Source organism: Blautia sp. 210820-DFI.6.14 (assembly GCF_020558815.1).
Lineage (GTDB): Bacteria > Bacillota > Clostridia > Lachnospirales > Lachnospiraceae > Blautia_A > Blautia_A obeum.
On record NZ_JAJCKS010000014.1, the window covers coordinates 1 to 13,348 of the forward strand.

The following is a 13,348-nucleotide window of genomic DNA, read 5'->3' on the forward strand; positions in this document are numbered from 1 at the left end:
CTGTTCTGAGGGAATTTATTGATCGGGGTGTAACATATGTTTGACAAACCTACAGCCGATCTATCCATTTTTGAAATTTTTTCTTATCAATCAGTGTTCTGCGCCCAATCCGTACCATGAAACAGTTTTCATTCATCAATGATCTCATTGTTTTCTCAGAAAGTCCTGTAAGCTCACAGGCTTCTTTAACGGATATAAGAATTTTATCGTTGTTTGCTTCCGGCTGTGTTTTTTTTCGCAACATATATAACCGGTCAATATCTGCAGGCAGATGATATTGACCGTTCCTCCTCTCTATTATATAAATTCTAAAAAAGGCTGCCTGCTGGCCTTATAGATTAATCCAATGTTCTACGTTCCTGTTGGCTGACATAATACTCCACTGCTTCCTGTAAACTGCATCCGGCCCTATGGCTTCGACTTATTACACTGCTTTTATTTATTCCTAATTTCTCACAGCATACTTTAAGCGATGGATAAACAGTTCCATGATATTCAAATTCCGGGTTACTTAACATTTTTTTCCTTTTTCTCGTCATAAAATGTGTAAACGATTCTTCAAGAGAACAATTCTTATCTCGTGCTCTTTGTCTCACACATATATCATCAATACCATATTTTTGACAACATGCCCGGAGACTTCGATATTCTATTCCTTTAAATGTAAATTTTTGTATTCTTTCGGCAATCATATCTTTATTTTCAATAAAATGCTCCAATGATTCTTCCATAGTACAATTCAATCTATATTTTCTTGAAGATACACTGTCAGCGTTGACTCCATATTCCAGACAGCATTCTTCCAAAGACCTATAGGTTTTGTCTCTAAAAATAAATACCGACGGCTGTGTTTCCATTCTGGCTTTTTTTATGAAATGATCCAAAGATTCTTCAATGCTGCATTCTGTTGTTTTGGCACGGTTACGCACACTGGAAGCATTAACGCCGTATTCAGCACAACATGCTGAAACACTTTTATACCTTTTCCCTTTATAAAAGAATTGCATTTTCGGTGTTTCTGTTTCCTTTTTTTGAATATAATATTTCACAGCTTCTTCCCATGTACACTTTTTTCGCCAAGCTCTACTGCGTACACTAGATTCATTAATTCCATAGAATTCACAACATTGTCCAAGTGAGATATATTTATTTCCCTCATAAAAAAAAGCCTCTTTCGCACGATGCCTTTCTTTAGACATCACCTGATTTTCAGGAATTTCTTCTTTTTTCGTTACTTCTTTTGGCATACAACCTTCCATATGAGAGATAATTTCTTCCATAACATCCGCGTGAGGACGTTTCGCTTTAAATACTGCTGAACTTACTGACTTTGGCTTTAATCCATACGCAAGACAACATTCCGTAAAATTTTTGTATTCTTTTCCACGGAATTCAAAGGCTCTTTTCTCTTTAGATTTGATATAATGTGTAATCGCACGTGTAGAAGAAACCCCATTTTTTTCCATATACAAACGTACTGATATAGGATTTATCTCCAGGTCTTCACAACATTGAGGCAGTGATGGGTATTTCACACCATGATATGTGATTTCATGTGCCTTTTTCCATTCTATTGCCCGTTCAATCGCTTCCTGTGGTGTGCATTTTCGATTCCACATATCGGTCTTGACAGAATCTTCGTTTAAATCATAAAATTCGCAGCAGGTCTTAATGCTGGCCCATTTTCGATTTCGGAATATGATCTCTTTACTTTTTTTCAATTCAATAAAATGTGTAATCGCTTCTTCAGTTCTACATTTATATTGATTCTGATATGCCATTACACTACGGTAACATATTCCATAAAAATTACAGCATTTATGCTTACTTTCAAAAGTTCTGCCATTGTACACAAATTTGAATTTCTCCATGTAATTTGATCTGATTTTACGTGGCATAAAAACTTCTTTCCTCCTTTTATCGTGATTGGATCTGATACATGTCAAAACATTTTGCCAAACAAAAAAAGACACTCCAAGAGTTCATTTTACTCTTTTTGTGTCTTTATCGGTTGATCCGCAGACGCGGTATAAAGTATAAAATTCTGACCTCGTATCAGAATAAAATTTGTGCGATCTGCCTTGCAAAATGTTCAATTTTATCGTATCATTCCAGATACTTAATGTCAATTTCACTACAGGCTTTAAACAGTAGCAGCTGGGTAGTATTTTACTCGTATTCCTGCGAATACATGCATAAACTGTTGCATACATGCAAATGCCCCTCCGGTCTTTTCACCGGAAAAGGGCACTTACAGAAGGCTTTTTGTATTCATGTCATACAAAAAATCACATAAATCAAGATTGGAAATGAAACAAACATAAGCCCAAAATCAACAAAGATCAATATCAGCCAAAGCAACTTTAATTTTTCCTCCAAATCTCATCCTCCGTTTCGAGTATATTTAAGGAATTCCATAAAATCCCTTATACTTAAATAAAAGAGAATTTCAGAGCTGTTTCTGTAAATATCCCCAAATTTTCACAGGAATTTCATTTTACTGTTAAAGTTACTTTTGTGATATATCAATCTGCTATTATGCGGCCTGTTCTTCCAGTTCTCGATTCCCAGCCTCCATTAAATCTTCCTCCAGAATTTCAGCAAGCAATTTGTTGCAATACCCAACACCGTTTACACGAACGCCTTTGCTGCGGAGCTCGTCAATCTCTTTTTTCCTGAGACTCTGACTTTTTACAGCCAGTTTATAATCTTCTTTTGCCAGTTTCTTTTTTAATTGTTTCTGCCATTTTACAAGAAAATCCCTTGCAAGCTCAATATCTTCATTCTGCTGGTTATAAAAAGTACGTGTCTGCCTTATGGTCCCATCCGGTTCCACTTCAAGCGTATAGTACGCCTCCGTTGGTTGTTCTGCCTTTCTCAAAAACAGGATATAGGATTCCTGCTGGCTCATTCGTTCATAATAGGTTTCTGTATTATTTACGCAGTGATGCATCAGTTTTGCTTCATACAAAATGTCATCCACTTTTTCCGGCACAACGATCTGATACTCTTTGTCCGCATATTCATATTTTTTCAAATCCCTGCATATACGATTCAGACCCGGATACTTCTTTTCCAGCTCTCCGGCTCTTAAAATCAAATCTTTTGCTTCTATCTCTTTTATCATTTCATTATGTCTCTGCATGAGCTTTCGTGCACGGTAGATAACAGAATCCTGCACATTCACTCCGACCCGAATTGCCATATTAAGATAATCCTTCCATGTTTTGATCAGGTCTTTCACGGATTCCCCACTTTCTGCTGCCTGCTTTTCCAGATAATTTTTGATCTGTAAAGGGGCCATACGATCCATAATGAACATAAGATCCGCTGGTTTAAGCTTTTCCCGGCACATCCACGAAATCACATCGTCACGGATCAGCTTGTTTTGGGCTTTTTCAAGTAATAGCCATTGAAGAAAAATCTCTCCCCCATTGTTTGTACGCAGCCTTTTTAAGCGGAACCTGTCAATTCCCAGTGCTTTTCCAAGGTCTCCGGAATCTTCACAATAGATCTGTGCTTTATTATCCATAATGTCCTCTGCCAGATGATAAAGTCCTGCTTTAATGAGCCGTTCCAGGTAGGGCCTTTCTCTAACCATTTCAAAAAAACTTACCGGATCTAAAAACCTTTTGACTTTTGCATATTCGTAGAATCCTGTCCTACGGAATGTCCTGTTTTTAATGCCATACAGTGATTTTCCATAAATATTTCCCATATTATATTTTTCATATGTCATATAGCCACCGTAACCTGGATACAGTGGAACCTGTAATTTACCCTGGATCCATCGGCTTTCTTTTGTCCAATGATGACGGCCGAAATAATATTCTTTCGTATTTAATTTTTCATCATACAGGATTCTCCGGCGCTCAAAGAAAGAATATACTGGTTTTTTATATGAGCTGCTTACTATGAGCATCTGAAGCTGGAATTCTCTCAAAACAAATACATTATTTCCACAGGTCTGAAGCAGGTATGCAGTCTCTTTTTGGGTTTCTATATTTTTGGCCCGGCCTAATGCTTTATATTGAATCTGATGTCTGCATTTTGGGCAATGCCCCACTGCATTATGGTGAGGATGGCTGATTGGAACTTCGCTTTCACACCAACTACAATATCCTGTCTGATCTTTCCTGCGGCTGTAATGATAAAAGATAAAATTCTGGGTAATTCCAACTTTTTTCTGCCATCTCAGCCAGTCTTTCGGAATTTTGGGAAGTCTATCCATACACTGATCCCAGCTTGTCAGAATTTTTTCATATTTCATGCCCAGCCTCCGGTGTCTTTGCTCACGTTGATATACATACAGTGCATAAAAAGCATCGTCATATTCACTTTCAAGATACTTTTGGATCAACGCTGTATCCGCCTCTTTCATATAAGAATTTTCCTGATATAACCATTTTGAGAAAATGGTCTTATCCAGCATACTATCTGACCATTTCTTTGTCCGGTAATCATACCCTTTAAAAACATCGTTCTTTTTATCAATATATAATGTATATACAGGTTTCCGACAGTCCCTGGAAAGATATTCTGCCAGATAAAATGCTACTTTTAAAATATTGTTTTCTACTTCTGCACGTAAATATAGCCCCCTCTGATAAATCAGCTGCTCCGTATAGTATCCTTCATCTCTTACTGGCACATCTTCTTTTGCAAGTTTTATCAGTTCGTCCGTAGCTTCCAGCAATTTCATATTACGCAATTCTTTTTTATTCATTTCCGTCCTCTCCTCCATTTTCTGCTGCATATAATGTCATTTTATCTTTTCTGCTCAAATGCAGCAGGGGAACTCCCTGCCGCATCCACTTTATCCTTTTATTTACGCCGCTATTTCAGTAGGGCTTTCTTCGTTTTCTGCCGATTCCACTGGTAGATCCATTAAGTCTTTCTCTAAAAGATCAGCCAGAAGTTCCCCGGCAAATGCTCCGCCATGGACAACTACATGCTTATCACGTATCTCCTGATAGTTCTGCTGCCTGAGCTTCCTGCTTTCTTCTGTGTTCTTACGATCTTTTTTGGTTAATCGTTTCTGAATTTCCTTCTGCCACAATGTTAAAAAAGAAGTCACCTTATCAATGTCCTTATTTTGACGGTTGAATTCCGCACGTTTTTGCCGGATGGTTCCATCTGGTTCAACTTCCAGTGTATAAAACGGTACTTTCGGATTCTCTTTTTCCCGTAAAAACAGGATATAGCTTTCCTTTGAAACGATCCGGTCAAAATAAATATCCGTCTTATTTACACAGTGATGAAGCGTATCACCTTCATATAGGATGTCATCGATACTCTTTGGTGCAATGACCTGATATTCACCGTCACTGAACTCATATTTTTCTTTCAAATCAATGAGATGTTTCTGAAATCCGACATACTTTTCTTCCAGCTCCCTGCGTCGGATTCCGCGTTTCATTTCTTCTATCTTCAAAACCGCCTCTTTATGGCGCAGTTGAAGATCTCTGGTACGGTAAATAATGGAATCATGTATATCCATTCCCAGTCTTTTTGCCATAGAAAGATAATCGTTCCACACCTGCAGCACATGGCTGATATCATCCCCGGATTTTTCTGATTGTTTCACAAGATAATGTCGAATCTGGCAGATGCTCATCTGGTCCAGAACAAACTTCAGGTCGTTTGGTTCAAATCCTTCTTTTACCATCCAGCATATTTCTTCATCCCTGATTGTTTTTCCTGTACTCTTTTCAAGTTGCAGCCATTTAAGTTCTTTTACCCCGCCATTCATATCTCGGAGCCTTCGAAACTCTTTCTTATTCACGGACAGGAATTCTGTTGGTTTTCTGCCTTTTCTTTTTATTGCATCTGTTGCCCTGTGGTCCAGTACATCATCAACTAACTGGAAAAGCCCCGCTTTTACAATTTGTTCCAGTACCGGGTATGTCTTCCACAGGTAAAGATATTTTCCAGGATCTATCTTTTTCTGTCCCAGGGCATACTCATACAGACCGGTTTCTTTTAATTCATGCCTGGACAGATCTGACAGGGTATATGGATAAACCATTCCTTTATATTGACTGTCACAGCAAGTATAATACCAAAAACTTCTACACGAAATCCAACGCATTTCCCGTTGTTTGAACAGGTCATAAACGAAATTGGAAATTTCCTCTCCATTTGCAGAGAAGATTCTTCTCTGCTCTTCATGGCAGGTAGTTTCGCAATCTGTATAGCCGCCCTTTTTATACCACGTTCTGGCATGAAAGATCCGGAGCACAAAACCAGAAGTCTTGCGTCTCCTCTGGATAAGATAGACTCTGTACCACTTTGTACAAAATCTTCCAGACTTTCCCACGGAACGAAAAGTAATCGGTTGTCCACACACGTTACAATGTCCTTTCTGGTTATATTTGGGTGAGCGGATTGGAACATGTTTTTTGCAATATGTACAGTATCCTTCTGTAGCACCATTTTTCTGATACTTGTAGAAGATATAGTGTTCCGTAATTCCATATTTTGAAACCCATCCGATCCAGTTCTTAGGCAGTCCAGATACAGTTTTCATCACTTGGTCCCATGAATCTGTAAGTTTTTTATCATGACGTATCCTTTGTTCTTTACGGATATTCGCCTGAAACTCTTCCAGTGCCCGGATTGCAGGCTGCATTGTCTTTAAATATTTTTGGATGACCTTGGTATCACAGTCATTTACATAGATGTTGCCAAAATCAATCCTTGCATCCCATAAGATACTTTCAAGAAGTGCCTTTCTCCATTTTTTTAATTTTTCATCATAAGTTATAAACCGTCTCTCTTTTCTGCTGATAAACAGACGGTACCTTGGAAAGTTTATATTCTCCTCAATATCTGTTACGGCAAATAGATACACTTTTAAAATTCCTTTTTCTACTGCTGCCCGACAATACATCCGATATTTTCCGGGTTCACCCCTTTGTTTCTCCAGTGTACTCAAAGATATTTCCGTTTTCTTTGCATCGGCGATATGTCTGTTCATCACTTTTAATGGTTTTAACTCCATCAACCTCTTTTTTCTCATAACTCCACCAGCTTTCCAGTCACATCAATCCATGCTTCCTCCGGATATTTCTGACCATCGATACAGATGACCCCAATTTCCAGTATCTGGCTGTTGCCAGGCTGCTCCTTTAAAAGTAACAGTAAATCGCCCTTTTGTCCTTTGGCTTTGGGGTCTTTTCCACGTACAATGCAAAATCCGTTGCAGCTGGTCCCGCTTTCTTTTGCAACATGGGAGTTCCATTTCCGGTTTGGATATTTCGACATGTAAGCAGCTCCGTGTAATAACAGGCTTCTCAATTCAATTTTCTTTAACAGGCGCATCTTTGTGCAGGAGATTTTTGAATCTTCTCCATCTTCATCCAAATCCCCTGATGCATCTACTATGTAATACACGGAATTTTTCCAATTCGGATAATAGCAGAGACAATCCAGTGGGTTTTCTGCACAATGAAATCCATTTTGTCTACAGTTTGCTTTTTCCGTTTCATTTATGCCATACTCCTGAAACTGAAAGCCCCGACATTTCAAATCCTTTTGAAATCCTTTATATGCGATCATATCCTTCTCCTTTAACTCTCTTTCGGCTGCATCATGTCAAACAAGGACATCTGCCCGGAATCTTTTGATTTTTTACTGCTGATATGCTTTTCTTCCTGTTCCGCTGCTTCTTTGGGATGCACCTCGGAATCTTTCTTTGTCCCCTGGTTTTTCGGTATTGTTTTCGTTCTCTTATTTACCGAATCCCATTCCTTTTGAATCTTTTTCTTTTCTTCCTGCTCTTTTTCTGCTATTTCTTTTTCATCATCTTTCGCATAATATTCAAGTACCCAGGGAAAAACCTGGTCGCCGGAGAGTGCCAGGCCTGTATTGGCCCGAATGCCGTTCTCTCCCTTTTTTTTCGCTCCCTCCAGTGCAATGTTGTAGGCTTTTTGCGTCACGTAATCCAAACATCTCTGAAGCATCTTATGTTTTTTTAACACCTGTGCATTTAAAGCTGAATCCGTTTTGGCAAGATTTACAAGATACTGTCCTATGATGTCCGCAAAGCCTGCATCCTTTAAGGCAAACATTTCTGCACGCAGTTTTTCAGACGCATTCGCAAACTTTCTTTCCTCAATCGGTATATCAACCAGCCGGTAGCGGCTGCCTTGAATAAATTTCTCTGTCTGTTTTTGGGAAACTGCATATGCTTTGGCAAGTTCCCGCACACCATCCATATTCCCACTCTGGCGGTAATGCAATGCTGCTGTATTTAATTCTTCTGCAGTTTTTATGATCTCATTTAACATAATCGGTCCCTTCTTTCCTGATAAAAACATGAGGCAGAAGAAAAAATCTCCTGCCCCTGCCTGCTTTTTATGCCGCATTCATTTTCTGTTCAGCCGCTTCCATTTCTTTTTCTACTTCCAATGCAATCCTGCGTCTCTCTGCATCATCAGAATCCAAAAGACTGATCATTTCCAACACAACACGGCGAACCCATTCATTTTCCTCCCATCCTGCACTGATCTGACGGGCTTTTTCTGTCAGTTCCTTCCAGTCAGCATCTTCCAGATCCCTGCCACGATATTCCTTATAGAAAGAATAGATTTCTTTCATGGCTTTCGGTGCCTGAATCTTTGCCGCTTCATCCAAATTGGAAAGGAGCCCCATCAGCATGGGATGGCTTTTATATTTTTCAATCAAAGGACGGATACCGGTCTGAATTTTGCCCGTATAAAGTCCCAAAAAATCATTAAATATTCCTGCAATCAATTTCTGATCTGTCATTCGTTTCCTTCCTTTCTGTTAATTTTCTTACTCTGCGCCTGACCGTAGATGGAAAACACTGAAATGCTTCCGATACTGCATCCTGGCTGTATCCCTGATCAAGAAGAGCTTTCATAACCGCTGCCTGTTCTGTTTCCTTTAGCTTTTTTATGGACGGTTTCCGAACTTTCTTTTTCAGGATTTTCCGACAAAGCGGATGATCTGGTCCGTATTCGTACATTGTGCTGGCTTCCGCTACATTCAAATCACACAAAATTGCAATCAGCAGACAGTAATATCCCTTATATTCGTCGTCTTTCATGCCGCACCACCTTTATTGCCTGGTTTTTAAATGTACATCTTTACTCTAATCTGCTTTAAGTTCTTTTTGATCAAGACCATTTTCGAGCAGATATCTTTCCGTACCTTCTGGATCGAGCTGTGCAAGTCGTGCAAGATTAAACTCTGCAACATAATAGCTGCCATAATTGATTTTCCTCTTACCTACAACTTTTCCGAGTTTATACTTCTCAATAAACGCAACCTTTGCTTTTGCTCCGCAATCCGAGATTATTGCCTGCCCCGGTCTTAGGAATCCCATAACTCCAATTGTAAGGTCTCCGAATAATTCCAGCTTTTTCTCACATTCCTTTTGCTTTTGCCATAATCCGACATACAGGGATCCGTTGTAGTACATATTTACTCTGACATATAATTCCTCATGTCCACATTCCCAGTCATATCCCAATGGTTTTTCATCTTTTCGAATGCATATATCCTGTCCCATATTCTGCCTCCTTTTTTGATTTTCCTGTTCATCTTTTGTGGATTATTTTACATTTCCTCCCTTCCTGTTTTTTTGCACACTTCACATTTCGTTTTTGGACAACAAAAAAAGACACCAAAAATCTTCTTTTGATTTTTGATGTCTTCCTATTGATAAAAGGCCTTCGCCTAAATGTTGCTCCCGGAACAGCATATCCGGAACAAAAAACTTTGCTGCGTGGCAAACCATGCATAAAAATAATCCATTTATATGGTAACACAATATATTGTGTTCGTCAACAAAATACCGCGAACAGAATACTGTATCTTGCTATTTTATCATTTTCAAGTACGCTTACCATTTTTACTTCTCTGCTCTTTCTACGTCCATCAGGAAAATTTTCAAGGAAGCATATGTTGGAATATATTATGAAAAATAAGATCCCATAAATGCACAAGGACGCTCTGCCGAGGATATGCAGAGCGTCACTCTCTTATGGGCTAAGATTTGTGCAAATTATAATAATACGTCCTAAAAAGGAAGGAGACCGATACTTTCGTACCGGCATATGAAAAAGAAAAATATTTAAAAATGAGATACCTTAATTAGCATCTGCAGTTATTAATATACAGTATATTTATGACGATACTATGGTATAAATTTTAAGAATCTGTGAAAATTATAGAATTTAAGCGGTGAAAATATGTCACTTGACGTGATCAAAAGATATTAATAAAATAAATAAATAAAAATAAAAGAAGGAAATGTAATGAAAGCTTTTTTTACCTGCGAGCAAAAATTGGGGAATACCATCTTCACTTTTTCACAAAAAGCAAAAGTTCTTAGCACAAGTCCTTTAAACGGAGGCCTTACAAGGCACCTTTCTCATGCTGTAAATATCAATTGTATGAATGGTTCTTATGAATGTAAAATGCTTGGAGATACTTATGAAAAAGATCTAGCTGCACATGTCCACGCCCTTGGTCTTTCCCCCTCCTGCACTACTGCCTTAAGTACCGCAGCCTGGACTGAATTACGTGCTATAGAAGAAGTATGCTTCCGGGATCTTACGGTAACTGCTGTTGTGACCGGTGGAATTGACTCCAATGGCATGCATCCCGGCGATCCCGCTTCTTACTACGAAGAGGATGGAAATTATGAAATGCTTTCTCCTGGAACAATCAATATTTTTCTGTTCATTAATCAGAATTTGACTGATGCAGCAATGTCCAGAGCACTGATGCTTTGTGGAGAATCGAAAGCTGCTGCTGTTTCTCAGTTATTACTGGGAAGCTGCTATTCCGAAGAGATCGCAACAGGTTCTGGAACTGACGGAATTGTAATCGCTTCTAATCTTGATGGTACCAGAACTCTTACGGATGCTTCTGGACATTCCAAACTTGGTGAACTGATTGGAAAATCCGTGAAATCTGCCGTAAAACAAGCTCTTCTTAACCAAACAGCGGCCTCTGGCCCGAGGCAATTTCTTTTATCTGCACGCACTGCAAGATATAAGATCACACCTGCTACTTTATGGGAGTTTTATATAGAATACAGAAAAATTTTTAATGATTTTAAGATTTCTTTTGAAATGCCCTCATTATTGGAGCAGAAGTTTCTTGCACACAATCGTACCAGTAACCTGGTTCTATGTGTATCACTTTATCTTCACCTTATGGATCAGGTTCGTTGGGAGTTGATTATGGAGCCGGAAGCTATCCGGGAGGGGAAACGTCTTCTGATTTATGGACTCTATTGGAAAGATGGAGACTTTTTTGAAAAAGCATATCCGGCAAAAGCATGGGAGCAGCCCGGATTGCTGCATTTTTCAATAAAAGAACAGCTTATGTATCTGCTTTTATTGTATATTGCTATTTAGAATTTTGACAACATAGTGCTAAAAATTTCTAACTTTTAATATAAATGGGTAAGTCGAAAACCGACTTACCCACTATAATATCATTTTTATTTACTTCGCTACACACATGTTTTCATCAATCCATTTCTGGATGTCGTCTTCGCTTACTTTAACCAAACGGGCAATTTTCTTAACATCCATCCCCTCTTCTGCCATAGAAAGAGCTGTCTCTTTTGCTTTTTTTAGTTCGCCGCTTTCCATTCCCTCGCTGTAAATTTGTTCCATTTCATGGCACATAAGCGTGGCCCCTTTCTGCGTGTCTTTTAATTCATGTACCCGTTTTGCAAGAACCGGACTGTGCATTTCATCCGCATTCCTGTTCGTGAGATCATACTATTTTAACCAATCTGTGATATTTTCATCTGTTGCATGGTTCGCATTAAATGGTCTGCACCATTTTGCAGAATATTTCTTTTTGATCTTCACCGCAATTTTTTGTGGTTCTGTAGCTCCGCTGGTTGTAAAAATTGCTGCTTTTTTTCCATTCAGGTTTACCTTATCCAGAAAACTGAATACTGCATTTGGAAATGTTCCACACCAGATCGGACTTCCTATCAGTATCCTGTCGTATGCAGAAATATCAGGAATCTCCATATCCAGTTCTGGCCGCTCATTTAATAAAATTTCTTTTAATGCGGTAAATACCGTTTTTCTATAAGACATCCGGTAAGATTTATGAGTCTTAATCTCTGCCAGATCTGCACCGGAAAGCTGTGCGATCCGTCCAGCAGCTTCTTTTGTCTTTCCTTTCTGCGAAAAATAGATAACTAATGTTTCCATTTGATAGGCTCCTTTTCTAATACTATATATTTATGGCTGATGTCTCTACAACTCTGATACAGAATAACTGCTCTATTATAACTGGATATTTACTCTTAAGCACGATATTATATAAATCAGGGCAAGCCCAACAGACCTGCCCATTTATAAATGCGTTCCTTATTTTATTGCACATAGATTTTCATCAATCCATTTTTGGACTTCATTCACATTATGATTTACAGCTTTTGCAATTTTTTCAACAGGCAGACCCATTTCTGCAAGTGAAAGGGCTGTTTCCTTTTTAGCCTTTAATTCACCGCGCTTTTCGCCGCTTTCCATTCCTTCGCTATAAATTTTTTCCATTTCATGGCACATAAGCTCAACCCCTTTCTGCGTGTCTTTTAATTCATGTACCCTCTTTGCAAGAACTGGACTGTGCATTTCATCCGCATTCTTACAATGCAGATCATGCATAAGTCTCCCAAGTTCTGTGTCTTCCTGTTTTCTGGAATTCACATATATAATATGTGCTTCGTCCTGAAAGCTATCATCGGCTTCTTTGATATGCCTGTCAATATGGTAAATAGGAAAACCATACCCAAGGATGTCATCCCTGGTAATAAAAATCACATAGCTTTCCGGTAATTCATCAAAATCCTGACCTGGATTTAGAGTGTTCATGTCCATCAAACCACTATGGTAACGTGCCCTCTTAGGTGATGCACCTTCATTATCCTGCTGGATCTCCACATCAAACTGTTTGCCTTCGGAATCTCTGGCAACACAGTCCATGATTGCGGATCGTCCCTGCAGATTCTTATAATCCTTCTGGATGATCTGATCAATTACTTTCAGATCCTGTTTTTCCATAATGACCTGCAGAACATATTCCAAGCATTCTCTCTGTTTGAAAACATTTCTCATAAATATGTCACTCATGAGTGTAAAATTCTTAATAATACCTTTATATCTTTCGTAACGTACTTCCAATCCGTTCTCTGGCACAATTTTTTCATCTGCCACGTTCGCTGTCACCTCCCTCTTTATTCTTTTTATGTTATGAAGAAATTTTCGAAAAAGCTTTTGTTTATTTTATCTTAGCATCAATGAATGACCTTTACAAGACACTTTTTCCCCGAATTGCATCGGGT

Annotated in this window: 13 protein-coding genes; 1 reads left to right on the forward strand and 12 read right to left on the reverse strand. The window is 38.7% G+C overall.

The features are described from left to right. Nucleotides 1–49: 49 nt before the first annotated feature. From LI112_RS10955 to LI112_RS10995, 9 genes are all read right to left on the reverse strand, one after another. Nucleotides 50–244 (reverse strand): helix-turn-helix domain-containing protein, encoded by a 195-nt coding sequence (locus tag LI112_RS10955; protein ID WP_227190706.1) that lies wholly within the window; start codon nucleotides 242–244, stop codon nucleotides 50–52. Between the two features lie 94 nt (nucleotides 245–338). Next, on the reverse strand, nucleotides 339–1,898 hold the full coding sequence (locus LI112_RS10960; RefSeq protein ID WP_173902128.1) for a hypothetical protein: 1,560 nt from the start codon (nucleotides 1,896–1,898) through the stop codon (nucleotides 339–341). Between the two features lie 638 nt (nucleotides 1,899–2,536). Next, entirely contained in the window at nucleotides 2,537–4,726 is a 2,190-nt protein-coding gene (locus tag LI112_RS10965) for a PcfJ domain-containing protein (RefSeq protein WP_227190707.1), read from the reverse strand. A 102-nt stretch (nucleotides 4,727–4,828) separates the two neighbouring features. Next, nucleotides 4,829–7,021: a PcfJ domain-containing protein gene (locus LI112_RS10970; RefSeq protein ID WP_118037269.1), complete on the reverse strand. Its 2,193-nt coding sequence runs from the start codon at nucleotides 7,019–7,021 to the stop codon at nucleotides 4,829–4,831. Further along, nucleotides 7,018–7,560 carry a hypothetical protein gene (locus LI112_RS10975; protein WP_117593468.1) on the reverse strand — a complete coding sequence of 181 codons (543 nt, stop codon included), beginning with the start codon at nucleotides 7,558–7,560 and terminating at the stop codon, nucleotides 7,018–7,020. Before LI112_RS10975 ends, LI112_RS10970 begins: the two co-directional genes overlap by 4 nt. Before the next feature lie 11 nt (nucleotides 7,561–7,571). Further along, nucleotides 7,572–8,291 carry a Cas9 inhibitor AcrIIA9 family protein gene (locus LI112_RS10980; RefSeq protein ID WP_181998563.1) on the reverse strand — a complete coding sequence of 240 codons (720 nt, stop codon included), beginning with the start codon at nucleotides 8,289–8,291 and terminating at the stop codon, nucleotides 7,572–7,574. A 67-nt stretch (nucleotides 8,292–8,358) separates the two neighbouring features. Further along, nucleotides 8,359–8,772 (reverse strand): hypothetical protein, encoded by a 414-nt coding sequence (locus LI112_RS10985; RefSeq protein ID WP_118037271.1) that lies wholly within the window; start codon nucleotides 8,770–8,772, stop codon nucleotides 8,359–8,361. Beyond that, complete coding sequence (locus LI112_RS10990; protein WP_227190708.1) at nucleotides 8,738–9,073, reverse strand: hypothetical protein; 336 nt, start codon at nucleotides 9,071–9,073, stop codon at nucleotides 8,738–8,740. Before LI112_RS10990 ends, LI112_RS10985 begins: the two co-directional genes overlap by 35 nt. Nucleotides 9,074–9,118: 45 nt before the next feature. Beyond that, nucleotides 9,119–9,538: a DUF4313 domain-containing protein gene (locus tag LI112_RS10995; protein WP_227190709.1), complete on the reverse strand. Its 420-nt coding sequence runs from the start codon at nucleotides 9,536–9,538 to the stop codon at nucleotides 9,119–9,121. A 748-nt stretch (nucleotides 9,539–10,286) separates the two neighbouring features. Between LI112_RS10995 and LI112_RS11000 the strand changes: the two genes are divergently transcribed. Beyond that, nucleotides 10,287–11,396: an adenosylcobinamide amidohydrolase gene (locus LI112_RS11000; RefSeq protein ID WP_227190710.1), complete on the forward strand. Its 1,110-nt coding sequence runs from the start codon at nucleotides 10,287–10,289 to the stop codon at nucleotides 11,394–11,396. Between the two features lie 90 nt (nucleotides 11,397–11,486). Here LI112_RS11000 and LI112_RS11005 read toward each other — a convergent pair whose 3' ends face one another. From LI112_RS11005 to LI112_RS11015, 3 genes are all read right to left on the reverse strand, one after another. Continuing rightward, on the reverse strand, nucleotides 11,487–11,738 hold the full coding sequence (locus tag LI112_RS11005) for a hypothetical protein (protein WP_227190711.1): 252 nt from the start codon (nucleotides 11,736–11,738) through the stop codon (nucleotides 11,487–11,489). A 30-nt stretch (nucleotides 11,739–11,768) separates the two neighbouring features. After that, a complete protein-coding gene (locus tag LI112_RS11010; RefSeq protein WP_227190712.1) occupies nucleotides 11,769–12,215 on the reverse strand; it encodes a flavodoxin in 447 nt (148 codons plus the stop codon). 159 nt (nucleotides 12,216–12,374) lie between these two features. Further along, nucleotides 12,375–13,136, reverse strand: coding sequence for an Rpn family recombination-promoting nuclease/putative transposase (locus tag LI112_RS11015; RefSeq protein ID WP_255646977.1), 762 nt, complete (start codon nucleotides 13,134–13,136; stop codon nucleotides 12,375–12,377). Between the last annotated feature and the right edge of the window lie 212 nt (nucleotides 13,137–13,348).

Bases quoted from the DNA above. Each gene is read 5' to 3' on its own strand.
- LI112_RS10955 (WP_227190706.1), bottom strand. From the start codon at position 244: ATGTTGCGAAAAAAAACACAGCCGGAAGCAAACAACGATAAAATTCTT.
- LI112_RS10960 (WP_173902128.1), bottom strand. From the start codon at position 1,898: ATGCCACGTAAAATCAGATCAAATTACATGGAGAAATTCAAATTTGTG.
- LI112_RS10965 (WP_227190707.1), bottom strand. From the start codon at position 4,726: ATGAATAAAAAAGAATTGCGTAATATGAAATTGCTGGAAGCTACGGAC.
- LI112_RS10970 (WP_118037269.1), bottom strand. From the start codon at position 7,021: ATGAGAAAAAAGAGGTTGATGGAGTTAAAACCATTAAAAGTGATGAAC.
- LI112_RS10975 (WP_117593468.1), bottom strand. From the start codon at position 7,560: ATGATCGCATATAAAGGATTTCAAAAGGATTTGAAATGTCGGGGCTTT.
- LI112_RS10980 (WP_181998563.1), bottom strand. From the start codon at position 8,291: ATGTTAAATGAGATCATAAAAACTGCAGAAGAATTAAATACAGCAGCA.
- LI112_RS10985 (WP_118037271.1), bottom strand. From the start codon at position 8,772: ATGACAGATCAGAAATTGATTGCAGGAATATTTAATGATTTTTTGGGA.
- LI112_RS10990 (WP_227190708.1), bottom strand. From the start codon at position 9,073: ATGAAAGACGACGAATATAAGGGATATTACTGTCTGCTGATTGCAATT.
- LI112_RS10995 (WP_227190709.1), bottom strand. From the start codon at position 9,538: ATGGGACAGGATATATGCATTCGAAAAGATGAAAAACCATTGGGATAT.
- LI112_RS11000 (WP_227190710.1), top strand. From the start codon at position 10,287: ATGAAAGCTTTTTTTACCTGCGAGCAAAAATTGGGGAATACCATCTTC.
- LI112_RS11005 (WP_227190711.1), bottom strand. From the start codon at position 11,738: ATGCACAGTCCGGTTCTTGCAAAACGGGTACATGAATTAAAAGACACG.
- LI112_RS11010 (WP_227190712.1), bottom strand. From the start codon at position 12,215: ATGGAAACATTAGTTATCTATTTTTCGCAGAAAGGAAAGACAAAAGAA.
- LI112_RS11015 (WP_255646977.1), bottom strand. From the start codon at position 13,136: ATGAGTGACATATTTATGAGAAATGTTTTCAAACAGAGAGAATGCTTG.